The organism is Mycolicibacterium nivoides (assembly GCF_003855255.1).
Lineage (GTDB): Bacteria > Actinomycetota > Actinomycetes > Mycobacteriales > Mycobacteriaceae > Mycobacterium > Mycobacterium nivoides.
Map to the genome: position 1 here is coordinate 3,629,945 of NZ_CP034072.1, position 24,352 is coordinate 3,654,296.

Genomic DNA, 24,352 nt, shown 5'->3' on the forward strand with positions numbered 1-24,352 from the left:
ATCTTGCTTAGTTGTCCTGAATCACCCAATTGTCTACCTGCCCCCCATTAACGCCACTAACGCGCTGAATCTGAATCTGGAAATACCGGAACTGGACACCCTTATCTAGCAAGTTGCCACTGTCGGTCCACGACAGCCCGATAGGCTGATCGTTAAGCAGAACGTTGTACGTCTTAGATGCCGGGTCATACGTAAACGTGTACCTACCCGCGTTATTGACCCTGAGCACTTGCGCGCGCACCGTCACCGTCGTGCCGATCAAAGTCTGAATAGACACACCAGTAGTGCCAATTGCCAGCACCGCAGACACGTTGTTATTGCGACCACCAGCGCACATGAAATACACCTGGCCCGTACCGCCAAGGTTTGAAACCTCAGCCGTTAGCTTGAACTTGTCCGTAGCCAACGGATGGATATACAAAGCCTGCTGGAAACCGTTAGTCGTCCCGCCGTACGTCAGCTTGTTAGCCGCAATGACTAGATCGCCGTTATCCGTCTTGCTGTGGTTCCACAAGTAGCCCAGCTCAGGACGGTTAAAGTCATCTGCCCACGTCCGAGCCTCAGGGATATCGGACTCCTCAGCCGCCAGCATCAGCCACGGCGTAATACCCGACGTGGAGATAATCGCAGCCGCCTCCGCAGCCGTGTAGGTCGTCTTATTCGTGTCCGTCGCGCTCGTGGTCTCCCACTGAATCTCCGGAACACCAGTGCCCCACGCAAGGCCACGCAAACGCGGCACGACGTTAGGGCTCGACGTGTTCTTAATCCGCAGCAGGTACCGCTCGCCCCGGCGCGCAACGATCCGGAAGTCCGTCCACTGCAACACCAGAAGCTTGCTTGAACCGGTGATGTTCGCCGAAATGTCCGTCTGCGTCAGCCGTTCCAAGCTGCCGCCCGGCTGCTCCCGGTAGACCTCGAAATAGACCGTCCCGGCAGGAACCGGCGTCGTGTCCGAGAAGATCACCATGCCGAACTTGGAGAACACCGTATCCTCAGCCGCCGTGACGAACCCGCCCAAGCTGCCGTTCTGCTCACACGCCCAAAACGGCGCGATAGCGTAAGCGTCATCAGTCGACCCACGAATCTCATGCGAGTGCGCAGTGCCCGCCGTAGCAGGCCCCACCGTCTCCGCATAGACCGTGAAATCCGAATGCAGGATCGCCGGATACGTCACCGCCGAAATCGGGTAAGCCGACGCCCACGCGGGTTGCCGCTGCACCGAACTCGTAGACGAAATCGTTAGGTTCTGCTGAACAATCTGATCAGTCTCAACACCCTCGCGGTAACCCGTAAGGATCGACACCAGATCAGCAATCCCAGCACCCACCAACGGGATACCCCGAATAGCGCCAATGATGCCTTCGATAACCGCCTGGATCGTGCTGTTAATGCCGTTAAGCGCACTCTGTAGGCCCGACACAAGCGTCTGCGGGATAGACCCGATCACCGACGCCGCGTTGTTCCACAGATCGTCCACCAGGTCAGCCAGCCAGCCCAACGCGTTACCAACGTCGGTCACGACGCCCGTAATGAAGCTCGAAAGCGTGGCTAACGTCCCATTGGCAGCGCCAGTGATGGCCTGAATGATCTGCTCAAGGAAATTGCTTAGCGTCTGAAAGCCGCCCATGATCGTGTTAAAGAAAAACGTCATGGCCGGAGACAGCGGATTACCCGCGTCCTGAATCGCCGCCCGGTGCTCAGCTTCTACGTTAGCCTGCGTCCGCTGCGCGAGCGCAGTGACCGTGTTCTGAACTACATACTTCGGGTCGTCTAGACCAGCATTACCACTAGGTAGACCCGCCATCGACCGCCTCCGCTTCCGGAGTTACCTCCCGGTCCTCGCGCTCAGCCAAACGGCTCTCCATGCGCGACCGCGCCTCATTAAGGCGCTCGATCTTGCTAAGCAAGTCCTTAGTCGCTTCCTCAAGCGCTTCCTGGTGCTTCTCGGGAGTCACCGCCGCGACCTTCGCCGCGATCTGCGGGAACTCCTCAACCGCCATCTGAGCAACATCGTCCAAAATGTCCTCAGGCTTGATATCCGTAGTGCCCCACGCCTCAAAGTTGCGCGTCGGCCCGGTCCGAGGACTAACCCACTTAGTCTGCTTATCCTCATGCCAACGGAAACCGAAATCCCAAAGCATCTGCGACAAGCCCCCGAAGCACTTAGCGGGAATCAAAGGCTGATTCGGGTAACGCTCGCCGCGAGGGTCAGGTACCCCCGCAGCGAACGCCCACGCCGCAAACTGTTCCGGATTTTCCATGTCGCAATCGTTCTGCGATAGCATTACTTATCTCCCCCTAAGCTGGCGTTAACCCTGAACAAGGTGAACGCCAACGTTGTTAATTGCATCTAGGAACTTCTTTGAAAGCCGCGCCAGCCGCTCGCCGATGCTCATATTCCGCTGCGACTTACCAGCCTTAATGACCCACGCATACGGCTGCCCATCGCCGGAGTTATCCCACTCCGCGACCATTTCCTCGACCTGGTTAACCCAAACGATGTCCTGCACGCCCGGCGAATCCACCGTCGTACCAATCCGGTGGCCTACATCGAAATGCAGGCCAGGAATAGCCCAGGAATCATGCAGCGCCACCAGGTGCGTCGTCTCCGACTTGCCGACCAGGAACCCGCCACGCAGTGCGCTAAGCGCAGCCAGGGACCAAGAGTTATTCTCGGCACCGGCCTGGTACAGCTCCCAGTAGTGCATCCAGCCAAGCGCGTTAGCTCGCCCAGTGTTCTTCCATTGCAGCCAGGCCGCGATGGTTCCCACCAGGAACGGCATAATCACGTCCGCCGCGATACTGCCCAAGCCGGAGAACCCAGCCAACAGGAAATAGCCAATGAGCGCGCCAGTCGTCTCAATGATCAGCTTTGCAATGGCGTCCGCCGCCGGGTTATCACCACCCACAACAACGGATACGTTCTTAGACGGACCCCACGACATATCGGACGACGTAATCGGCGTCCACTCGCTATCACGGATAACTAGCCACGGCTGCTTAGCGATAGTGCCCAACCAGCCGGACTGGTAATACTCGTCCGGATGCAGAGTCGAGTCCTCCCCGACCTGGTTAAACACGTCCTCAACGAACCCGCCGCCATACGTGATCAGGGACCGCGCGAAACCGTCAATGACCGTCCCCGATAGGAACGTGCCGTCGAAAGCGTGCGCGTTAGAGTTATCGACAACCTCGAATACAAGCGCGCCATTCTTAACGCGCGTGCCGTCCGCAATGCCCATCAGGCCGTCTGCGACCTCGCCATCGTCCGTTAGGACTCGGCGGTAATTCATCGTGAGCTGGCAATCGTCCAGCGCATCAGCGATAACCGCGTCCACCGGATTCATACGTGCAGACAGGAACGTCCACATAGACGAGTCGTCCACCAGCCACGGCGAACCCTTGATATGAACCTGCCAATCGGACCAATCAAGAATCTGGTCCCACTCCTCAGGATCAAACGGGTCGTCTGGCAATTCCCAAAGGTTCCCCTCGACCCTTAGCAGGTTAAGGAGAATAAGCATCGAGATAGCCCACTTACTAGGGCCAGCCAGCATGAACATGCGTGGAAACTGAAATACCGGAATCGGCAGGAACGGATTAGGAGGACACAGCAGGTATTGCAAATACGTCAGGTCATCCTGGAACGTCATTTCAAAATACTTTGCGCCGTCCTCAGTGGTCTTAATGTTCCACTTATCCAGCAACCCAGACCAGCGCTTAGCGCCACCGTAAAAATCAACCGTGATCATTACGTTCTTCTGGTAACGCTCATCCTGCGGCAACCGCTTAAGGAACAGAGCGATGTAATGATCGTCTCGAATTTGCAACACGCCCTGCGTGGCCGTGTTGTTCTTAAATGGGAACGAACCCTTAATGGTGTCCGTAAAGTCGACCCGCCCGACACAGACAGCGCCATGACTATTCTCAGGATCGTTAATCCAAATACGGATTAGCGGGTGCGCCTTCCGCATCGACTCGTGCCGACCACGGTAGTAATCGCAAGACTTGTCAATATCCCAAAGGTCACTGTCCTGCCACATTTAGTACCCCGTCCGAATCACATGCGGACGCGACCACGGACGCGAATACCACTTAGGGACAGTTAGCTTGAAAGCGCCGCCGTTCTCAGAACCCGGCTCAGTCGGCTTAGCCTTGAACCCGACCGGCAGCTCTCCGCTCTTACCCGGCATCAGCGGGTACAGCAGATCGTTGCCCTTCCACCTGTGCTGAACAGGCGCGTCGTTAGCGGCCACAATCGTCTGGACGCGCGGGTCTGAATCAACCGTGATGCTCTCGCCCTGCTTAAGCTCAGGCAGCACCAGCGTTCGGCCACGGTCCATTTCGCCGCGCGCAAACATGTCGTTTTCCCACGAGAAGTCAGGAATGGTCCACGTACCAGGCGCAGTGAACGTCCACCGCAGCCACACCGGCACATCGCCGTTATTGGCGACAAACACCGTCGTGCGGTCCGCAAGGTTCGGCGTTTTCCAAATGAAAACGTCCGGCTCGCTCACCCAATACGGGAACTCAGCGACCGTCGTCATCATCACTTCGCAGTCGCCCGTAAGGAACGGGTCTTTCGCGCCGTACGCCTTAGGTTCCTCTAGAAGCCGAAGCTTAAGGTTCCTAATGCCATCGGAAGTTTCGACAGTTAGCGTGCATTCCTGGTCGTAATCCCATGCCCATCGCCAACGGGAATCGACCGTGGCCCACGTATCGGGGTCCCATCCCTCATGCCCAACCTGGACAGAGAAAATGACCTCGCGCCGACGCACACGCTTACCGGCGTACTGCTCACCAAAAGGGCCGGGCGTCCACAAAGTCTTAACCGGCGCATCAATAAGATTCTGGACATTCGGGGAAAGGGTTACGCCCTCTCGACCCGCGCCAGCGCCCGACAAGCACCAGGTAGAACCATCCCGACCCGTCAAAGTAATCTTGACGTAATCGCTCACTATTCAGTTGTCTTTCTAACGGGAAAGCCCCGCCCGGCCACCGGAGTAGTACCGGCATTCGAGCGGGGCTAACCCGTCGTTAGAGTGTTTACTTCATCGGCAGGAATGGAGCCTGCGTCTGAGCTTCACGCCTCTGCTGACCCTGATAGAACTGGTCATAAGAAGCCGTGTGGATATCGCCGTAGTTGTTAACCACAGCCGGTCCCCCTAGACCGCCACCCTGAGGCTGCTGAGGAAGCACCGGAGCGCCATACGCGTTAGGTGACGAACCACCAGACAGCGTGCCCACCAGCAAGCTCGACAGAATGTTGACAGCGCCGCTAGCGACCTGCCCCGCAATCTGCGCGCCAGCCTGAATACCGGCACCAGCCGCACCACCGGCAGCACCAGCTCCCGGCGCAGCCGCACCCGCCGCGCCAGCGCCCATAGACGCTGCCGTGGCAATCAAGCTGCCCACATGCGTAAACCCTGACTGAATACCCTTGCTCAAGGCAGGGTTGTTGTGGTCAAGGTTCGTCGGCGCAGCCCCCGCAACAGAACGCGGATCAACGCCCGGCGTAGCACCCTCCGGCGCAGCCGCACCCGGCAACTGCCCGCTCGGCCCGGCGTTAGTGCCAGACAGCGCGCTACCAAGCCCACCAAGCGCCTGCTCTGCCGTCTCCGTAGGGACAACAGGCTCAACCGGTGGAGGAGGCACAGCCGGATCGGCAGGCGCACCATTCGGCGCAGCCGTCGCAACTGGCGGCGGTGGAGCTGGCTGAGGCGTCGGCAACGGCGTCACCGGAGGCAACGGCATACCACCCGGCGCGAAGCCCGGCAGCATCGACGGATCAATCCGCCCCGAGTTAATAGCCTCAAAGAAGCCCCGACCGTACTTAGCGACCGAATCCGCACGCGTGATGAACTCGCCGTTACTAACTCGCGCAAGCATCGAATCTGAGCGGCCCGTACCGGCACCACTCAGGAACCCTCCACTAGCGAAGCCAGGCAACGGGAAGTACGCCCAGTTCGTGAACTGCGGATCGTTGTAACCCGAAGCCCCCGACCCAACCGCAATCGGCTTCCCATACGTGCTCGACTCAATGTTCCGGCCATCAGGCAGCGTTGCCGCCGTATGCGAAGCATTCCAGCCAATCCGGTAAGTTCCCGGTGGAGCCTGCGACGGATCAGCGATAAGCACGCCACCCTTAGCTGGAATGGCCTGCGCGAACCCGCCAGTACCACCCGTACGACCCGCGAACGGCTTACCGTTAAGCGCGTCGGCAACGTACATCACCAGACCTGAACAGTCCGTGCCGTCAAGACCCGAACCACCCCACACGTAAGGCTTACCCGCCATCAACTCAGCCATATTCGACGCACGCTGAGCAGCCGGAGATACCGACCCACTATTGAGCGTTCCGACAAATGGATTCTGAGCCTGCAAATCGGTCGGGTAACCGTCAATGATCTGCTGAACCTGAGGATCAGCATCACGAGGCTTATTCTGATCGTCCTTACTTCCGGTTAGCCCCGTAAAGATGCGCTTACCGATATTGAAGTACGTCGGATCAATGCCAAAGAAGCCCAGCACCGCGCTAAGCAGAATCTCACCGATCTGCTCCAAGATGCCTACCGGCTGCAACTCCTTAGGTAGACCGGCCAATCCCATCGGGTCATTAGCACTAGGCGTCAGACCTGGATTCGGGACACTGCCCGGCATACCCGCCTGAGGCGTAAGCCCCGGCAGAGCCAAACCAGCAACAGTCGGCGTCGACCCCGGCGCAGCACCCGTCAAATGCGGGATGCCGTTGCCCGGCCCCGGCGAACCGCCCAGGCCGTGAGCCGGATACGCAGGCGAACGCGGATCAGTCGGCGGCACATTAGGCCCGCTCGACTCCCCCTTGTCGCCATCGACACCCGGCTTAAGTGGACGCTGAGTCGCTGACGCTGGCGCAGCACCATACTTGCCGGTAGACGGATCGAAGAGACCAGGATTCGCAAGGTCCGGAATCGGAATGACCGGCTTAGGCAGCATGTCCAACGGCGTCGGCGCGTCAAACGCACCAGGCGGCGCAGGCGGAACCGGAGCCAACGGCTTAGGCGCAAACCCACTGATCGGCAACGGAACTGGATCAAACGGGCTGCCGACCAGACCGCCACCGTCGAAACCGGGCAGCATGGACGGATCAATCTCGCCCTTGTTGAGAGCGTGAAAGAACTCCTGTCCGTACTTGGCCACCGAATCGGCCCGAGTGATGAACTCGCCGTTAGACACCCGCGCCAGAATCGAGTCACTACGACCCGTGCCCGGCCCGCTTAGCATTCCACCCGTAGCCGCCGTAGGCGCAGGCTGCAAGTACATGCCCGCGCGGTCAGCGTCAAGGTGAATCACCGTGCCGTCAGCCAGCTCCTCGAACCGGCCACCGTTCTTACGAATGTTCTCAACTAGGTCCGGATGGTTGCGCTGGATATCGCCGAAGCGCATATCGACGCGCACGCCCGCCGCGCCCTGGCCCCCAGGCTCGTAGTACGGCGAAGGGCTGCCAAGACCCGCGAACGGGTTAGGCGTGCCCGGCTTGAACTGCGCCCGGCCCGTAACCGCCTCGTTGTTCGACCGCACTTCCGCGCCAACCTGCAACGCATGGTTGGTGTCGTCCATGACGAACCGGCTGATATTCGCGCCCGCACGAGCACGCTGAGACAGACCCGGCGTGTCATCGTTACGCGACCCCGGCAGCCACGACAACGGATTGTTGTAGCCATACAGCAGATCGCTAAGCGAGAACGAAGCCCCCGACTTCTCAAACAGCTCCCGAGCCTGATTATCACCCGTAAGCGCCCGAGCCAGAACATCATTGTTGATCTGAGCTTCCGGCTTACGCTGCTTATTCAGCAGGTTAAGGAAATTCGCGTCATCCTCACCAACGAACGAAGCCAAAGGCTTAGAGTTCAGCTCGTCAAGGATCGCCTTACGCGCCGTCCCGATAACCTGGTCACGTGCAGCCTGATTCGTCGGCGTCAACGCCTGCCCGAACAGCTCCCGGTTAATGTTGAACTCACTCTGAGCCAACCCCGGCAGATCACGCGGCTTAGCATCCGACTCGTTAGGATCAACGAAACCACCAGCCCGGCCCAACTTCTCAGCCAAACCCTGCTGCGTCAACGACCCCGACAGCGCATCCATTTCGCCGCGCAACCGCGCAACCATGTCCGCGTGGTAAGCAGTCGACTCAGCGGCCTCCTGCTGCGCATTCACGTACTGGTTGAGCAACAGTGCAGCCACCGCGCTCACGCCCACAGCGATAGGCCCACCAACAGCCATCAAGCTACTGAAACGCGAAGCCTTACCGTTAGCGCCGGAACTACCGTTACCAAACGCGTTCGACACCAGGTCAAGCGCCTTCGTGAGGCCGTCTATCCCAGTCTTAACGCCCGTTAGGATCGGCTGGATAGTCCGCCAGCCAAGCCACGCATACAGGATCGTCTGAATTAGCGCCGGATGGTTCTTAAGTAGAGTCGCCGCCGTATTTAGGAACGGCAACAGCATGTTGGCCCACCGCTGAGCCGCATCCTGAACATTCTTGAGAATGCCCGGAATCTGCTCCAACGTCGGACGCCACTTCTGGAACTCAGCACGCGCCTCGTAGAAAAAGTCCTTAAGCTTCTTTTGCCCCTCGGCACTCTTAAGGAAATCCGCCAGACGCTTAGTGCCATCGCTAAGCAAGTCAAGTAGGCCGCGGCCTCCCGTACCGGTGAACGCCTCACTGACAGAGTTCATGATCGAACCGATATTCAGCAGAGTGTTACCCAGATCGGTTAGCGCCTTAAGGCCCGAGTCGATCCACTTATCAAGACGGCCATCGTCGTCAGCCGCAGACACGAAGTTCTCAAACCGCGTCATCACGTCACCAAAGGCGTCCGCTAGACGTGGCAGCGAATCAGAGCTAGCCGCCGTTAGGCGCAGCACCCCACCCACCAACGGATCAATAGCCCGAGTGAGTAGGTTCTGCGCGTCCTCCGTGTTACCGAACAGGCGCTCTAGGAATCCCTGATTCTTGCTATCGCCTAGTGAGGAGATAGCCGCGCGCAGGTTGCCGTTAATGGCCCCTGCAATGCCCGTCAAGCCACGTTCAAGCAACGGCAGGCCCGTACCCGCCAAGCCCTGGATATCGGACCCCAGATTGGCGAATAGTCGATCCTGCACAGCCATACGTAGGTCCAGCCACGCACCACTGAGCGACCGCACCCGATTAACAAAGTCCTGAGCATTCGGAGACAGGTTGCCCATAGCGTCCACGAGCTTTTTGACCGCAGTAGAGCCGTCCGCAGCCTGCTCAAGCGCCGAAGTCAAACGCTCCGTCGCCGCGACCACCGCGTCACTGCCCTGGACGCCCTTAGCGTTAGCCTCGGCTACGTCCTCTTGTAGTCGCAGATTCCGCCGACGAGTCTCCGTAAGCTGGCCCTCAGCCCTGCGAATACCAAGCTGATCCTTCTGCATCTGCCACGCCGACTTGCCAACCTTGTCGTTAGCCTCGGCCATCGCCTCTTGCAGGTTCATCATCGCTTCGGCTTCATCCAGCGGAGCGTCACGCATCTGCGCGTTCAAATCCTCAAGATTCCGGCGAGCATCCCGAATGGCGTTATTAAGATCGCGCGTCGAATCCCGCACCGCGCGGTTAGCGTCACGCTGCTGACGCGCAGACTCCACCGCGCTCTGCTGAGCCTGAGACTGCGCCTTGAACGCGTCCGCCAGGCCACGAGAGCCGACCATCGCCGCCCCGAAAGACGACGCCAAACCGCCAACAATGCCCGGCAGAACCAAAGACGACTGCGCCAACTGCACGATTGACGTATTCAGCGACCCCAGAATCAAACCGAGCTGCGAAAGCTGCGCCATCCCGGCCACCGCAATGTTCAGGGTCAAACCACGCCGCGTCTGATCCTTTAGGTCAGTGACCTTCCGCTTAATCGACGTGATCTGGTGCGTAACCTGCTGTTCCTCAATCCGAAGTCGGATCGGGTCACGTTCGGCAGCCTGCTTAGCCGACTCAATCTCAGCCAGCATTTCAGCGGTCTTTGCCTCAACCTTGACCTCGACAGACTCGCGCACCGTCTGTAGTTGTGTCCGTAGCTTCTGGTGGAAACTATTGGCACCCTTCCCAAGCGTGGGCACCATAAGTACCCCCGCTTGGGCGGCAATATATTCAGCCACAGTGCCCCCTCTATTAAGTTGTTATTCAGTTATAATTTGACCCACTTAGCCTTAGCCGACTCAACGCCACGCGCCATAGCCGCCTCTAGCCCAGTGTTAACCTTCTGCTCCTTACGGCGCTTCCGTTCCTTTTCAGCCGGAAGCTCAGGACGCGGATAAGGCTTAAAGTCGTCCGCATTGCGCACCCGACCGGCCTGCACCTGATCGGCGATGTAGAACAAAGCGTCCAGCTCAGCCGTCCAACCAAACAGCGGCGGCTTACTAGCCTTCCAATCTTCATCCTTAGCGCTAGCTTGCAGCTCAATTACGTCAGGGTCTTGCAAGTACATTGCCTGCGTGTAAGAGCCACGGATTTGCAGCAGAGTTTCGTAGAACATGATGAACTGATCCCAGTTCCGACGTGACGCATAACGAGCGCCCATATCGCTCCCGTACCGCTCCTGGCAATACCCGCACCGGCACGGCGCTGCGAAGTAGTCAAGGGCATTGACGTGCAAGATCGTTTGGAAATCCCAACAGATCGCACGCCAATACCGCTCAACAATGTCCGCAGCGTAGATTACTTTCCCGAGTCCTTATCCCCGAAAAAGTGCTCGTTGTACTTAGCCATAAACGCGTTCCACACCTGCACAGGCTGAGGATCGAACAGCTCCATAGCGCGGTCATAGTCATCGCCGAAGATGATGCGCTGAGCCTCTTCCTCGGTCGTGGCCTTGATCAGCGCATTCGCCTGCTTCTTAGTCGGGTTCTTAACAACCAGACCAGGCGCAACAGGCAGCGGATCAGGCACCCGCACCGACGCAATCAGATCAGCAAACACAGTCCCGACCAGCTCGTCCAGCACCTTGTTTTCTTCCATAAGATTCTTTCCCCCTTAGATAATTCAGACAACAAAGGGAGAGGGGAGCGAACCTAAGCCCGCTCCCCTCATTCCCCCCAAACTGCGACTAAGCAGTAATGGTCACCGTGGCCGTAGCCGTCAGAGACCCCTTCTTAGCCGTGATCGTCGCGGTACCAGCCGCAACACCGGTCACCAGACCGTTAGCCGAAACGCTCGCCTTAAGCGGATCGCTCGACTCAAAGGTGCAATCCGGCGTGTAGTTAATGCCGTTGTCACCCTCAACCAGAAGCTGAGCCGTATGGCTCGCGCCCGTAGCCACCGTGACAGTCGGAGCGTTAGGCGTAATCGTCAGAGCGGTCAGCGCCCGGCCAAAGCCAGCCGTAGCCACAATGTCGCGCCAGCCCGGCCCCGCGAAGCCCTGAGCCACCGAGTAGCCCACAACATCGTCACGGAACGCCTTAAGCGTCGGCTTGTACTCAATAACGTTGTCGTCGTTGAGCGTCTGGTTATCAACCCGATCCAGCTTCACCTTCGGCATCAGCCAGTAGACCCAAACCTCACGGTCGTTACGGTCATCCAGGCCAACCAGGATCGCCCGGTAGTAGATGTTCTTCGGCACCTTAGGCGCTTCCAGAACAATGCCGCCGAACTCAGAAGGCTCGATGTCCGTGAAGTCCTGAGTCCAGATCAGCTCAAGCACGTTGCGCTGGTTCTGGTACATCGAGAAATCGAACGTCGTGGTCCGCTTGTTGATAATCGTGCGGATAGGCTCAGGCTCGCCGTAAGCCTCAATATCCTTCGAGTCGAACTCGTTACCGAGCGTAAGACCCGCCTGCTTCTGGAAATGGCCCACAGACTTGTAGCCAGCAGGAATTTCCAGCGACCCGTCAACGGCAGACTCAAGCGTTAGCGCAGGAGTAGCCGAATACGGAGCCAGAAGCACGGTAAGGTTCAGAGGCGCAATCGCTAGGTCGGCCTGCGCGTCCTTAATCGTGTAAAAATCCGTCATATTAAGTTGTCCTTATTCAATTATTCGCTAAGGGCTACCCGTCAGCCCATGCCACAAGGCATAAAGAAACTGCTTGTAGTTCTTAGCGGTTTTCATCGACACAGAAACTTGGAACGTCGCCGTGACAACGCGGTTGTCGATCCTCTGATTCGGTGTTAGCAATTGCGGCCCGGCCACTTCTTTATCGCAGCGAATCTGCGCCGTGTACCCGTCAGCCATCTTGAACTTGTCCCCCTGCATCGGCAGCAGGATCGAACGGACAAAGTTCATAAGCTCCCACGAATCATCGCGCGAGCCAGTAACGGCCATGACCTGCAACTGGCACTCATCCTTACGGGCGTCCCAGTCGACCTGGCCCCCCGGCATCCGGAAGAACCACAACGTAGGGTCAGGGTCCGCATTATCAAGCCAGTCGTCAGGCAACCAACACCCCGACTCATAATTCGGCAGTAGTTTCGTGAAAATGTCGATAAACAGGTTCTCGATGTTTACGAAATTATTTTCGTACCAATCCGGCAGAACCAAAGACATAAGCCCCCCTTAAGCGCCGTTCTTCGCCTTAACGACAGCCACGGCTTTCTTCAAATCCTTATGCGCAGGGAAGTCCCAACCCGAAGGCGGATTACCACCGTCGCCGTGCTCATGAAGAACGCCGTAAAAGAACAGGTCGCCAGGATTAGGGTTACGTGGACTGTGCCAAGTCGACACAGCCGTCTCGCCGCCAACAGTGACGTGCGAAACCCAGCGGTCATTCTTCTTACCGCCAATGATCGTTTCAGCACCGGCAGACGACATAAGCTTTCCGGACCGCTTAGCAACACCCGCCCGATAGGCAAGCACGACCTCCTGGCCGATAATGCCCATGAGCAGTTCCATCTCTGGACCAAGCAGCAGTTTCGCCAAACCAGGGTTAGGGACCGGAATGTGAATGTCAGTAAGCCTGTGACCAATCGTTGTGCCAGCCGCAGGCATTACCCATTCACCGCCTCCACCTGAAACACCACATAGCCGAAGTCGTACCCATCAAAGGCGTGCCCCTGATCCCACATCGAATGACCAACGACGGTGTAAACCTCGCCGTTGCCACGCTCGATGCGATCCCGAGCCTTAACGTCCGCGCCCCGCTTCACATACAGCTCCGCAGTCAGGCTCGAACTCTCCCCCTTGAAATTCTGCTTCCGGCCAAACTTATTGGTGCTGGTCCCCGGCCCCCACGCAAAAATGCCCTTAACCGTGCCGTGAACCTCTTTGTTCGGATTGCCGTACTTATCCGTATCGCCCCGGCGAACGGTTAAAGTCTCCTCGTTCACCAGGGCACCACGTCTCCGTAACCGTCGTCCTCGCTACAGAACGGGAACATGCTGCCCCCGTATCGGATAAAGGCCGTCTTACCGGCCCAAGGCCGTCCTTCCTCGCCGCGAGAAGTGCTCACCGTCTGTAGACCCCCCGACCGCTTAAAGCGCTTAAGGATCGCCATTTCAGCCGGGTAAAAGAACCCGTCCGGTGGCTGGGAATACTGGACGCTGAACGGACCCATCTGCCGCGAAATCACGCGGTCAGGGTTCTTAAGCTCCCGGCGGGACGCCTGCAACACAACAGCCCGCACATCATCAGGAACGTCGGCGGGGGCGTCGGGCCACGCTCGACCCGACACCACCCGCGCCCACGAAGAAACGATGTCTAGAACAAGCTTGGCCTGCTCTAGCTCATCGCCTTCAAACGTCTGAGACATGAGGGTCTGCAAGTCCTCAATGGACGCTAGACCCGCCATAAGAGCCTCGACTAAGGAACGGTGACCGTAGCGGTAGCCGTCTTAGCCGCACCACCCTGAGGCGGAACGTAAGAGGCCGTGATCACCGACGTACCAGCCGCAACACCCGTCACCAGGCCAGAAGCCGAAACGGTCGCGTTGCTGGCCGTGGCCGACTGGAACGTGCAGCGAGCCGTCACGTCCGTGCCGTTGTCGTCACGCACCTTGAGCTTCCGCGTACCCGTCCGAGTCGCAAGCGCGAAGTCGCCACCCACAATCGAGATACCCGAAGCGGTTAGCTGTAGCTCCACAGCGCGGACGAACGACCCGTCGACCTCAGTCACAACCTTGCGGCCAGTGAACACGTCAAGCAGGGTCCGGTCCCCAAGCTGGCTGTAGTCGTAGTCAGCCAGCCAACGCAGAGCCACGTTGTTAGCCGAGAACGAAGCACCAGCCTTAGCGCCCTCAGGCACAACCGGAGTCCGGTAAGCCAGGATGAAGGCCGTACGGTGCCACAGATAAGCCTTATCCGGAGCGATAGCCAGCGAACGAACCACGTTCATGCCAGCCAGACGACCCACATGGGCCTCACGCAGAGCCGAGTTGGCCTGATCGCCAGACCAATCAGCATGACGGAACTGCTTATCCTTAGCCAGAGCCGCAGCCACAGCAGACCCGACCACCAGGACACGGCCATCGGTAGGCACGAATGCCTCACCCATGCGCTGGTCAGCCGTGATGAACGACGGAACCGTATCCGACGGATCAATCAGAATCGTCTCCTCATACGGAGCGCCCTCGATCAGCTCAGCAATGTAATCCTCAAGCTCGAAAGCAACAGCCGAGACCTGCGGCACAAGCACCTGCGACGTGTAGTCGCGGATATCCAACGTGCGCTGCTCGTCCGTGAACTTAAGCGCGGCGTAGATGTGCTTATCCAGCGTCACGCCGAATGAATGCTCAACCAGCTCAGAAGCGACGACCGTACGGTCCGTATCGCGCAGGTCTCGCCGGTTAGCCGTGGTGATGGCAGGAACGCGCACGGTAATCGTGTCATTCTTAGAACCACCGAAATTGGTCAGCGGGTTAGTCCACACCAGGCCAGGTAGAACGATCTCGCGCTGTAGCTGCTTAACGCCAATCTCAGCGACGAGTTCCGGCTTCACGAAAATGTGTGCCATATGTTTCTCCTATTAATTTGTTATTAAGTTATTGACTGCTAATTAAGCGCTGCCGCGAGGAATATCCTTAAGAATGTCGTCGGCACTAAGCTCCAAACCATCGTCCGACTGATCACCAGTCGACGTGAAAGTCATGCGAGCCTTAGGGGACTGAGTAGGCGGCTTCTTCTTATCGCCGTCCTCGTCCTTCTCGACCTTCTGTTCGCTCTTTGGCAAGCCCTCTAGAAGATCCTCAATGTCTGCGCGAATATCTTCCTCAGAATCTCCCTGAACCCGCTTAGCGAGCTTCTTAGGCAGACCCATTTCATCCGCAATATCGCGTACCAACTCATTCCGTTCAGCCTTAGTCAGCTTCTCGGTCAGCTTGGTTAGCTCACCCTCGGCCTTCTCGGCACGGCGAGTCAGCTTCTCGATATCCGACCCCTTCTCAGCCTCAAGCTTGTCGAACTGCTCGGCCTTGGTCTTAAAGTCCTCAAAGCCTTCGTACTTCTTCCGCTCACGCGCCACCCGGCGCGCAACAGCCTTATCGAACTCATCCTGAGAGGTAATCGCCTTAAACGTGCTCTCAGACTTCTCAACGGGATCGCCGCCAGTAGGATCGGTCTCGACAGGATCATTGTTGTCAGGGTCAATATCAGACATAGAAAATTCCTCAAAAAGCCAGTCAATAAAACGCGTGACTGTTCCGCGTCCTAAGCGATGCTTAGTCTCTTAATCGAATCGTCAATGAACTTGACGTTTGGCGAATCCGCCTTAAACCCGCGAGCTAGAAGTCGCTCACGGTTCTTTTGAACGTCGGCAATAATCTTCCGGCGCTCGCTTAAATCCAGCACATCTGCGCTGTAAGGTGGGGGCGGCGTATAGTTCCGGCGAAAGTTCGCCTCAGGCGACAAATACTTGCCGTCCACGTAATTGCCGTGACCATACTGTTCCCACAAATCAAGGAAATACTTAGCGCGCTCATCCCATTTGTCTTTTTCACTAAAGACCGGTCGCATCGTGCATTGACAGTTGTCATGCACCTTCGCCGGTCCATCACCGATGAACGCGCGCCTCGTGCCCTTGTCACTATTGGAGGACCACTTAACCTCCCGAACCTTGCGATTCGAGACAGCGAAAGCGTCCTCTTTGTAGAAAACCGCACCCTGTGACGCCAAGATGGCGCAGAAGTAGCACGGATTGTTGTCGGTCTTACGCGCGTACCCGATAGCCTTACCCTGCTTTAAACGCCGGGGGGCCTCTCGCTGCACGAACTGCAAAACCTCGGAGCGACCGCCGTCAGTCGCCTTAGTGGCACCCGTCCCTTCGGACTTAGCCTTACCGGCTTCCATCGCTTCCGCCTCAGGCTTAGCGCGCGCAACTTGGCGCTTAACCTCAACCGGACCACGAACCCGCATCGCAGTTTGAATGTCCTGCACGGGAAAATTAACCGCCGCCTTCACAGGTGGCGTAGCGTCTGGCTCACTCGCAAACAAAGCCCGCTGCACATACTCAAACGCCGCTTCGCTGGATTCATCCCAGCCCATTTTGATTTGTAGCGTGGTGGCGTGCAGCCAAGACGGAGTTGACCCGTCCAGATCGCCAAAGTTAATGATCGGCCACAGCAGGGCCAGGCCCGCCGCAGTCGTCGCCGCGATCTGCTCCTGGCGCTCGACATGCTGAGTCGCATACCAAGCGGCCAGGGCAGGAACCGCGATCAACGGAAGAGTGGCCTTGTCGTCCCTATCGTCCTGGTCGTCCTCGGCCACCCATCCCCCTTATTCAGTTATGCAGCCCTACTCGACGGGTCGTTACCGTTCACCCCGCCGGACTTCTTAGGCGTCCGCTTGGACGTAGAGCTGGTCTTGCGCGCAGCCGGAGCCGCCCCACCGGCAGGCTGAGCCGGAGCCGCCTTAGCGACCTCCACAGCCTGCTTCCGCTGAGCCTCCGCATTCTGCTTAGCCAAATCCTTCTGAGCCTTAGCCTGCGCATCCTGCAACGCCTTCTGGACATCGCCCTGCGCCTCAATGACCTGCTTCTGCGTATCAACCTCAATCTCGGCTGCGAACTCGCCGCCAGGACCATTAGCCGTCCACCACAAGAGCATCTGCGTCATCTCGTCGTCGTCGTTGAAGTGCTCGCGCATCGTCTCAACGTCCGTCTTAGTAATGCCCGGAATCAGACCCCATAGGAACTCCTTAGGCATACCCAGCATCGTCGCGGCCTTGCCATAAGCGTCCACAGCCTGAGCCAGCGACCGCACCGACGTGTCCTGCCACGACACACTGGCCGTGAAGTCACGCGCGCCCGCCGCATCACCCTCGACATGCGCCGCAAGCCGAAGCAACTGGTTATGCGCCGACCCAAACGTCACCTGACGCTCATAAAGCTTCTGGATCGTGCCCTTAGTGGCCGCTGTAAGCGCATCTGCCGAAAGATTGGCAAGCTGCCCATTAAGAATCCACACCGGCACCTGAGCGTTGTTAGCGAGGATTTCAACGTCCTGCGTATGCGCCGCGATAAAGCCATCAAGGCTCGTCTCCGGCAGCGTGTAGAACTTCGCCTCATGATTGCCGTGCATCAGAATGTCGTCCTGAGCCAGGATCAACTTCGCGCGCTGCTGCTCCTCCGGCGTAGCGTCCTCAGACAGGTCGTCAATGCCAGTAGCAACCTTGACCTTCCAAGAGTTGTAATGCTGAGCCAACAGACGGTCGTAATCGGTCTTGTCGATCTTCGACGCCACCGGCACCAGATACTCGACCTCACCCATAGTGAAGCCGTCCAGGTCCATCATGTTCACGTACCGCACAAACGGGCACACGCCCACGCCGTGACGTACCTTCTTAATCGTCTGCTCGTTAGGGAAGCTCCCCGGCGACGGCATCTTAAGCTCGTAATAGAACTCGTCCGTATACAGCCGCACATACTTACCGTTAGCGGCAAGCTCTAGCGCATACCGTGGGTACTCGTCATTGATCTGATCCTCATAAAGGGCCAGCAGACGACGCGGAGACACACCACGAATCTCAGCCTGATTCTTACCGTCCCACGCCTCACCCGGCAGCACGCGCGCATACGCATACCCATAGGTCAGCGCGGCCCGGTGAATCGCAATCTGACGAGACTGCATATTGTTCGCGTTCCACGTCTGCCAAGGCCCCTTAGTGTTCTCCTTAGAACCCTCAGCCCGGTAGCCGTCCACAAACAACGCCTGAGTGAAATGAGTGACCACCAACCCCAACCACGGAGTCTTAGCGAGCTTAAGTAGCGCCCGCTTCTCAGGGTTAGCGTTCTGAATCAAATAATCTGGCTGTTCGCCGCGCGCCCAGTTAGCAATCTTGTCCAACTTGTCGCGCCGACGCACAAACTCCGGCCACAACGTATTCTCAACGAACTTCCGGACGTCACCGTCCGAGATTTCCTCGGGAAGTTCAATAGCCATTTACACCATCCTGTACCGCTTCTTCTTAGTCATGGATTCCTCAGCCGATTCCAGGGTCAGAATCCGGTTGGCGTAAGAACACGCGACAATGCCAGTGATATCGACGTTCGTCCCTTTACGAAGCCAGCCCCAGCCGCCGTGCTCAATCTTTCCGATTGGATACTTAGTAGCCCCGGCCAAACCAGACACAAGCGTGTCGTCGTCCAAGTGAGTCAGCTTCTCGCTAACCACATCGTCGTAAAACTTCGCAGTAGCCGCCGCAACCTCTTGAGGCGTCAGCATGTGGACCTTGTAGCCGATCTGTTCAAGCTCGGCGTAATACGCGCCAGCTTGCGCACCAGCCTGCAAAGCGACCGCCCTAGGGGGCGTGCTTGAGCTGATAAGCCGCTGCATCGTCGGGATAATCCAGTTAGTGCCCTCGTCGGCCACCAGAACCTCAACATGAGACCGGCCATCCGGACGCTTACCCGCCAGCGCAATAGAACCCCAAGCGCGGTCCGGAGCCACGTCCACACAGGCGACCGTCCACTCGACTTCCACCGAAGGCTGTTCACCGTTAGGCAGATCGTCAATCTTGCAGGCTTCCCAACTGTCCATCGGGATCACGGAGTTAACGCGGGGGTCATCCCACATGCCCATGTGCTCGCGGGCGAACTCAACAAAGTCCATTCCCATGAACTCGGCCTCAAGGTTGCGAAGCGAGCAGAACGGAGCACCCAACGACGCCTGAGCTACAGGCCACAGCGCGCGGTCAGTCGGATCAGCACCCTCAGGTAGCGACCACTCCGCAAAAAGCAAGTTCGGGTCAGCCTTAGCGATACCAACGTCCCGAAGCTTCGTGAGCATTTCGGAATCCTCGGTACCCGCCGAACTGGTAAACCACGTCTGCGGATTGCGGTTAGCACGCTGAGTCGGACCCAACGAGCCCCACTCGGCATGGGACAGGGCGTAAGCCTCGTCGCACACAACCAAGTCAATGTCACGGAAGCCACGGCCAGAATCGGGAGACCGGGCAATGTAGCGGACGAACCGCTCACCATCCAGATAGCCCTTACCGGCCTTAAGCCGGATAGACGTTTCCTCGCCACCATTCTTAGGCCGCATACACATGTCGGCCAGGTCTTGGTAGTTCTCAATCCGGTTCCGGAGCGTCTGCCAAGACAGGGTTGCCGTCTTAGCCTGCTGCGCCGTGTGGAAAATCTTCTCGTTCAGCTCGAATAGGCCGAACAGCTCCCGCGCCTCAAGCAGCTCGGTCTTGCCCTGCTGCCTCACAACGATCAGGCCGACGCGCCGCGCCGACCACAGGCCATCAATCGTCTCGCCCAGCGAGTGCCTAAACAGCGCCTCTTGCCAGGGCAATAGGTTGTAGCCGAAGTTCTCGACAAAATCGACACCATCGTCGGCCATCGACGTAAAGAACGTCGGATAGTTGCTTAGACGAGGCTTCTGATTACCGGAAAGCTCCGGCCACTTCTCGGAAGGGTCCGCAATATCGGCGAATACTTGCGCCTCAAGCCGCGCCTGGTCGACCTCTTCCTCCGACAACGGCTCTGCGACCGTCATAGGCATTAGTCATCACCAAATCCAATCTCTAGAGAATCAATAACGTCAGCCACAGCCGCACGCTTAAGCATGTATTCGTATTCGACGCGCTCACCGTCGGCCTCACGTGCCCATTGGCGCTTCTCAGCCGCCCTAGTGCCCGTCCACTCGTCGCAGCAGGGACAAACAACCCCGCGCCCAGACCGAATGGACTGCATCATCCCCGGCACTAGCTCGCCTTCTCAGCGGCCTTCGCGGCACGCTCCGCACGCCTCTTCGCCAGCTCATCCCACTTCGACTCACCGACCTTCGGCTTAGGCAACTCGCCCAGCCCCATCTTGCCCAGAATGTTCGCCAAAGCCGTGTACTGCTGACGATGCTCAGAGATAAGTGGGTTAATCACTTCATCGCCCCGCTGGTTATACGAAAGCAGCCGACCGCCAATCTCGGTATCAAGCTGATCCAGCCTGTCCGCAATACGGCAAGCATTGACCAGAAGCACCCGAGTGGCAGCGTCAAGTTCCCTATCAGCAGTAATGCTGACCCACAGCGTTTCCCCAGCCTCCATAAGGCCCGCCGGAACAGCGCTTTTAGCCGGTGCCCGCTTACGTGGTGGCATAAATCCCCCTACCCGTACTTCTTAAAGAGTTCCTTCATCGCTTTACGCTTATTCTTGCTGGCAGTGCCGAAATAATCGCTCGTGTGCATACCGTTCTTGCGGACAGCCGCATCAGCAATCCGGCCCTTAGTGCGCGGCCTATCCGTGTACTGCACGCCGATAGACACATCACCCTTCGTGAACGTCCCGTACATGTGCCGAGTAGCGCCCGAAGGGCTGCTAGTCATCAGCTTTTCCGAGTATTCCCAGCCCTCTTTAGCGCCCAACTGCTGCGCATACTCCATCGCGTTGCGCGGTTTCGCCTGGTAGACGTCCCTAGAGGCTTTCCTAGACGAACGATCACGCCCGCCGTAGTTCCGAGCGTGCGGAGCGCCACGACCGCCCATAGTGACCTCCTAAGTGGGTGCGACCTGCTGTTTTGTCGCACTTTCCAGGGCTTTTAACGGTTCTTAATCGCCAGAGAGAGAAGAAACGCTGGCTGATCGAGGAGGGGACCGCGACTCGAAAATCGACACCCCCCAGGGGGGTCAAGTCTCTGACCTGCGGTTTCTCTGTTAGCTGGCAGAGGCCGGCTCAGGCTAAGGTCACCCTTAGTCACACGCTTTGGCCTTAGCTCGTACCCTCTGACCTGCGCATATGTCGCTATGATCGAAACAATGGCTTAGGCTGGGCCAGCAAACATGTGCTGATCGTTTGCTACGTCGAGGGTCGGGCATGGTACACCCTGTGTACGGTCCATGTCAACACTATTGGTGTGTCGTGTTTGTGCATGTCGCCCTGTGGCTAACGTGTCCTTAGGCGTGGCCTTAGTCATGCGTTAGCGCTGTGCCCTGTGGGCTGTGTAGCGCTGTGCGTAGTGCTGCCCTGTGCGATGGCTTAGGTATGTGCCTTGGGTGTGGCTGTGTGCCCTGTGGGCTAGCGCTTAGGGCGTGCCCTGTGTGTTGGGCGCTCTGGCCGCTGTGTGTGTGGCCGTGCCCTGTGTGTGGGAATGGCGCTGTGTGGCGCTGTGCGCTGTGCTGTGCCGTGTGCCCTAGCGGCTTGTGTGTCCGCACTGTGTTAGTGGCTGTGTGTGGCTGTGAGGCTGTGTTGTGCGTGCCCTGGCCGCGTGGCTGTGTGGGCTGTGCGCTGTGTGGTGCGGCTGGCGCTGTGCGTATGGCCGCTGTGTTCTGAAAAGCTGCTCGGTTCTAACCCTCACCTACGCGCATGTTGCGCCTTACGTACACGGCGCGTACTGTGTCGCTTGTCAGTCACCACAACCACCTACCGAAGGGTCACCACAATGAGCACCTACATTGATCAGCTTCTGGACACTGTTACCGATATCGAAGCTGAGCGCGCTAGCCAGTACGCAGAGCACGACGTAGACGACACCAGCGCCGACGACATTGCAGACATGCACGATTGGGCAGCTAAGGCAGAAGCTGAGCGCGCGTTTGCAAGGCTTATGCAGCGTGCCCACGGCTTGATTGACCGCGCTTACATGTCCAGCAAGGTTGGCTATGCGCAGAGCGCCATTGCTACGGCTCAGCGTGCCCTCACGGTCACTACCGACGCTTACGCAGTGGGTGAGGCTAACCACTTGATCGGCGAAGCAACACGGTTGATTGACCGTCTCAACAACAACTATGCAGCGGCTAAGGGCCGGTACTAAGCCAGCGTTGCCCGGCCCGGTATGGCTCACAGCCTGCCTGGCCGGTCCCTTACCAGCACTTACCTACAAAAGGAGACACAACAATGGACCCGAACGCGACATTGCGGGAATTGCGCGAAATGATTGGCGACAGTGACCCGCATAGCGCAGCACGTTCGCGCCGATACGCGGAATTGATCGAATCGCTAGACGATTGGCTCTCAAGTGGTGGCTTTCTGCCGAGCGACTGGAATAGGGGATAGCGCACCATGAACACGCAAACGATCAACGTCACCACAGAACGCAGCATGACGCGGGCCGGAGTAATGCGCCTGGCCGCGCTGGTCACGTTTGGCGCTGGCCTGGCCGCGCTGGCGCTGTACTGGCCGCACGCGGACACGCTGAGCGCTCCCGTACTGCGCTGCACAGTGACCAATGTGGACGGTCACGTGTACCTAGACGATTGCGACACGTACAGCGACAACGTGACGGGGGAACGCCATGCGTAGTTTCATCCCGGTTTGGCACGGTTGCATGACACATAACGCCAACCATTGCGCAGACTGCCGCACGTGCGACTGTCTCAGGGACAAACCGCGCTAGCCGCGCTCCCCTGGCTTAGGACCCGTTACCCGGTTGGGTAGCGGGTTCTTTACGTTGTGGCCTGGCCGCTGAGCGCCAGGCGTAGCCGGACACGAACCAAGCAGCTCCGTCGTGGCTGCCCTGGCCGCTGGCCTAGTGCCACCTAAGGCCACGTAGTGACACACAGGGACACACAGCCTGATCAGGCACTTTATGCGCGTTGTACTTAATCGTTTGCAAACATCGTATGTGCTGTGTAACTTGTCTCTTGTCACCACAACCTAGCCGGACCAACCAACCGGCCCGCGAAAGGACTACCGATATGACTGCCACCCTGACCAAGCTTTCACAGCGGACGCTGCGCACAGGCTGCCCCAAGTGCAAAAACGAGGGACCGTTCTACCTTGCTTCTGACGAGAACGGCGCAGAGCACTTGGTTATCAAGAATGCTTTGACCAAAGCTGCCGCACAGGGCGAAACCATTGCCGCACAGTTCCAGCACGTGTGCGTCGAAACGTTCGGCACTAACGAGGGCAACGGTGACGCTACCGGCGGTAGCACTACCGAGACCGGGCGCAACATTCTTACCGACACTCAGGGGAGCGTGCCGACGCAGGGGACCGCTACCGAGACTGTGCCCACGACTGGCGCTAACGGTGCCGACGCTGGCGAAATGGACGCGTTGCGCGAACTGCTGCTTAAGGTGCTCGGTAAGCAGCAGCTTGACGAGACCCAGATTGAGGCGATCATTTCGCGCAAGATGGAAGAGTTCGTTTACCCGACGCGGACGTATGTCCAGACCGAGACCGAGACCCGCGAGATTGAGGGTGTCACTCATAAGCAGTTCGGCGACATTCTCGATGCCATCGCTAGCGGTGAAAACGTGCAGTTGGTCGGCGGCCCCGGTGTCGGTAAGACTCACGTGTGTGAGCAGGTGGCAGAAGCGCTTAGCCGTGAGTTCTACGTGGTCAACTTTCACTTGCAGAGCACGGCGTCGGAACTCAAGGGCTACATGTCCGCTACGGGCGAGTACGTGCCCACGGCGGTTTACGATTGGGCGACTAACCCTGAGGGTGGCGTGCTGCTCTGCGATGAAGTGGACCGGGCGCACGCGGGTATCCTGGCTGGCCTCAACTCCATCCTGTCTAACCGTTTCCTTGCGCTCCCCAACCGTGAGATTGTCCGTCTCAATGACAACCACGTGATTCTGGCCGCTACCAACACTTGGGGTATGGGTCCCACGTGGGAATACCCGGCAGCTCAGAAATTCAGCGCTGAGTTCATGGACCGGTTCATCGCAATGGAAATTGAGATTGATACCGATATCGAAATGGCAGCCGCTATGGCTAAGGGCGCTCCGGTTGACGTGACCAAGCGTGCAGTTGCCTACGTGCAGCGCGTTCGGGAGAACGTTAAGCGTGAGGCTGTGACCGGGGTGGTTATCTCGCCTCGTGCGTCTCAGAAGATGGCCGCGCTTCTGGCGCGTAACGTCGATTGGGATAAGGCAGTCGCTTGGTCGCTGCGTAAGGGCATGGATGAAGCTACGTGGCGTAAGGTGGCCTAGCCACTAGCCCACAGGGGACCGGTTACCGCTCTGGTAGCCGGTCCCTTTGCTTTGCGCCTAA

21 protein-coding genes are annotated in these 24,352 nt (G+C 58.2%); 3 read left to right on the forward strand and 18 right to left on the reverse strand.

Translation table 11 applies throughout. The annotated features are described in order from the left end of the window. Nucleotides 1-7: 7 nt before the first annotated feature. The 18 genes from EH231_RS17600 to EH231_RS17695 all read right to left on the reverse strand — a co-directional run bounded on the left by EH231_RS17600 (nucleotide 8) and on the right by EH231_RS17695 (nucleotide 20,901). Nucleotides 8-1,804 (reverse strand): phage tail family protein, encoded by a 1,797-nt coding sequence (locus EH231_RS17600; RefSeq protein ID WP_124712911.1) that lies wholly within the window; start codon nucleotides 1,802-1,804, stop codon nucleotides 8-10. Continuing rightward, entirely contained in the window at nucleotides 1,788-2,285 is a 498-nt protein-coding gene (locus EH231_RS17605) for a phage gene 29 protein family protein (protein ID WP_124712912.1), read from the reverse strand. The genes EH231_RS17600 and EH231_RS17605 overlap by 17 nt, the downstream gene beginning before the upstream one ends. A 24-nt stretch (nucleotides 2,286-2,309) precedes the next feature. Then, nucleotides 2,310-4,043 carry a Gp37-like protein gene (locus tag EH231_RS17610; RefSeq protein WP_124712913.1) on the reverse strand — a complete coding sequence of 578 codons (1,734 nt, stop codon included), beginning with the start codon at nucleotides 4,041-4,043 and terminating at the stop codon, nucleotides 2,310-2,312. Then, the gene (locus tag EH231_RS17615) at nucleotides 4,044-4,958 is read right to left on the reverse strand and encodes a hypothetical protein (RefSeq protein WP_124712914.1); all 915 of its coding nucleotides are present in this window, start codon (nucleotides 4,956-4,958) and stop codon (nucleotides 4,044-4,046) included. 88 nt (nucleotides 4,959-5,046) lie between these two features. Further along, the gene (locus EH231_RS34615) at nucleotides 5,047-10,152 is read right to left on the reverse strand and encodes an NlpC/P60 family protein (protein WP_124712915.1); all 5,106 of its coding nucleotides are present in this window, start codon (nucleotides 10,150-10,152) and stop codon (nucleotides 5,047-5,049) included. Between the two features lie 29 nt (nucleotides 10,153-10,181). Next, nucleotides 10,182-10,574, reverse strand: a complete 393-nt coding sequence (locus EH231_RS17625; RefSeq protein ID WP_124712916.1) for a hypothetical protein — start codon at nucleotides 10,572-10,574, stop codon at nucleotides 10,182-10,184. Nucleotides 10,575-10,711: 137 nt separating this feature from the next. Further along, entirely contained in the window at nucleotides 10,712-11,011 is a 300-nt protein-coding gene (locus EH231_RS17630) for a hypothetical protein (RefSeq protein ID WP_124712917.1), read from the reverse strand. A gap of 88 nt (nucleotides 11,012-11,099) precedes the next feature. Next, a complete protein-coding gene (locus tag EH231_RS17635) occupies nucleotides 11,100-12,002 on the reverse strand; it encodes an Ig-like domain-containing protein (protein ID WP_124712918.1) in 903 nt (300 codons plus the stop codon). Between the two features lie 27 nt (nucleotides 12,003-12,029). Continuing rightward, nucleotides 12,030-12,533: a phage tail termination protein gene (locus EH231_RS17640; protein ID WP_124712919.1), complete on the reverse strand. Its 504-nt coding sequence runs from the start codon at nucleotides 12,531-12,533 to the stop codon at nucleotides 12,030-12,032. A gap of 9 nt (nucleotides 12,534-12,542) precedes the next feature. Then, complete coding sequence (locus tag EH231_RS17645; protein ID WP_206429587.1) at nucleotides 12,543-12,878, reverse strand: hypothetical protein; 336 nt, start codon at nucleotides 12,876-12,878, stop codon at nucleotides 12,543-12,545. A gap of 95 nt (nucleotides 12,879-12,973) precedes the next feature. Beyond that, nucleotides 12,974-13,312 carry a hypothetical protein gene (locus tag EH231_RS17650; RefSeq protein WP_124712921.1) on the reverse strand — a complete coding sequence of 113 codons (339 nt, stop codon included), beginning with the start codon at nucleotides 13,310-13,312 and terminating at the stop codon, nucleotides 12,974-12,976. 472 nt (nucleotides 13,313-13,784) lie between these two features. Continuing rightward, on the reverse strand, nucleotides 13,785-14,933 hold the full coding sequence (locus EH231_RS17660; protein ID WP_124712923.1) for a major capsid protein: 1,149 nt from the start codon (nucleotides 14,931-14,933) through the stop codon (nucleotides 13,785-13,787). 42 nt (nucleotides 14,934-14,975) lie between these two features. Further along, the gene (locus tag EH231_RS17665) at nucleotides 14,976-15,575 is read right to left on the reverse strand and encodes a hypothetical protein (RefSeq protein ID WP_124712924.1); all 600 of its coding nucleotides are present in this window, start codon (nucleotides 15,573-15,575) and stop codon (nucleotides 14,976-14,978) included. 50 nt (nucleotides 15,576-15,625) lie between these two features. Then, complete coding sequence (locus EH231_RS17670; RefSeq protein WP_124712925.1) at nucleotides 15,626-16,681, reverse strand: VG15 protein; 1,056 nt, start codon at nucleotides 16,679-16,681, stop codon at nucleotides 15,626-15,628. A gap of 17 nt (nucleotides 16,682-16,698) precedes the next feature. Then, the gene (locus tag EH231_RS17675; protein WP_124712926.1) at nucleotides 16,699-18,354 is read right to left on the reverse strand and encodes a phage portal protein; all 1,656 of its coding nucleotides are present in this window, start codon (nucleotides 18,352-18,354) and stop codon (nucleotides 16,699-16,701) included. Beyond that, complete coding sequence (locus EH231_RS17680) at nucleotides 18,355-19,917, reverse strand: terminase large subunit domain-containing protein (protein ID WP_206429588.1); 1,563 nt, start codon at nucleotides 19,915-19,917, stop codon at nucleotides 18,355-18,357. 208 nt (nucleotides 19,918-20,125) lie between these two features. Further along, a complete protein-coding gene (locus tag EH231_RS17690; protein WP_241177760.1) occupies nucleotides 20,126-20,398 on the reverse strand; it encodes a hypothetical protein in 273 nt (90 codons plus the stop codon). A gap of 125 nt (nucleotides 20,399-20,523) precedes the next feature. Next, the gene (locus EH231_RS17695; RefSeq protein ID WP_124712930.1) at nucleotides 20,524-20,901 is read right to left on the reverse strand and encodes a hypothetical protein; all 378 of its coding nucleotides are present in this window, start codon (nucleotides 20,899-20,901) and stop codon (nucleotides 20,524-20,526) included. A gap of 893 nt (nucleotides 20,902-21,794) precedes the next feature. Here EH231_RS17695 and EH231_RS17700 point away from each other — a divergent pair. The 3 genes from EH231_RS17700 (at nucleotide 21,795) to EH231_RS17710 (ending at nucleotide 24,291) form a co-directional block, all read left to right on the forward strand. After that, nucleotides 21,795-22,166: a hypothetical protein gene (locus EH231_RS17700; RefSeq protein WP_124712931.1), complete on the forward strand. Its 372-nt coding sequence runs from the start codon at nucleotides 21,795-21,797 to the stop codon at nucleotides 22,164-22,166. 248 nt (nucleotides 22,167-22,414) lie between these two features. Next, nucleotides 22,415-22,654, forward strand: coding sequence for a hypothetical protein (locus tag EH231_RS17705; protein WP_124712932.1), 240 nt, complete (start codon nucleotides 22,415-22,417; stop codon nucleotides 22,652-22,654). Nucleotides 22,655-23,049: 395 nt separating this feature from the next. Next, entirely contained in the window at nucleotides 23,050-24,291 is a 1,242-nt protein-coding gene (locus EH231_RS17710; protein WP_124712933.1) for an AAA family ATPase, read from the forward strand. Nucleotides 24,292-24,352 lie beyond the last annotated feature (61 nt).

Coding starts and splice junctions, on each gene's coding strand:
- EH231_RS17680 (WP_206429588.1), bottom strand. CDS start 19,917: ATGACGGTCGCAGAGCCGTTGTCGGAGGAAGAGGTCGACCAGGCGCGG.
- EH231_RS17625 (WP_124712916.1), bottom strand. CDS start 10,574: ATGGGCGCTCGTTATGCGTCACGTCGGAACTGGGATCAGTTCATCATG.
- EH231_RS17665 (WP_124712924.1), bottom strand. CDS start 15,575: ATGTCTGATATTGACCCTGACAACAATGATCCTGTCGAGACCGATCCT.
- EH231_RS17705 (WP_124712932.1), top strand. CDS start 22,415: ATGAACACGCAAACGATCAACGTCACCACAGAACGCAGCATGACGCGG.
- EH231_RS17630 (WP_124712917.1), bottom strand. CDS start 11,011: ATGGAAGAAAACAAGGTGCTGGACGAGCTGGTCGGGACTGTGTTTGCT.
- EH231_RS17600 (WP_124712911.1), bottom strand. CDS start 1,804: ATGGCGGGTCTACCTAGTGGTAATGCTGGTCTAGACGACCCGAAGTAT.
- EH231_RS17710 (WP_124712933.1), top strand. CDS start 23,050: ATGACTGCCACCCTGACCAAGCTTTCACAGCGGACGCTGCGCACAGGC.
- EH231_RS17610 (WP_124712913.1), bottom strand. CDS start 4,043: ATGTGGCAGGACAGTGACCTTTGGGATATTGACAAGTCTTGCGATTAC.
- EH231_RS17660 (WP_124712923.1), bottom strand. CDS start 14,933: ATGGCACACATTTTCGTGAAGCCGGAACTCGTCGCTGAGATTGGCGTT.
- EH231_RS17700 (WP_124712931.1), top strand. CDS start 21,795: ATGAGCACCTACATTGATCAGCTTCTGGACACTGTTACCGATATCGAA.
- EH231_RS17695 (WP_124712930.1), bottom strand. CDS start 20,901: ATGGGCGGTCGTGGCGCTCCGCACGCTCGGAACTACGGCGGGCGTGAT.
- EH231_RS17675 (WP_124712926.1), bottom strand. CDS start 18,354: ATGGCTATTGAACTTCCCGAGGAAATCTCGGACGGTGACGTCCGGAAG.
- EH231_RS17640 (WP_124712919.1), bottom strand. CDS start 12,533: ATGTCTTTGGTTCTGCCGGATTGGTACGAAAATAATTTCGTAAACATC.
- EH231_RS17645 (WP_206429587.1), bottom strand. CDS start 12,878: ATGGAACTGCTCATGGGCATTATCGGCCAGGAGGTCGTGCTTGCCTAT.
- EH231_RS17605 (WP_124712912.1), bottom strand. CDS start 2,285: ATGCTATCGCAGAACGATTGCGACATGGAAAATCCGGAACAGTTTGCG.
- EH231_RS17635 (WP_124712918.1), bottom strand. CDS start 12,002: ATGACGGATTTTTACACGATTAAGGACGCGCAGGCCGACCTAGCGATT.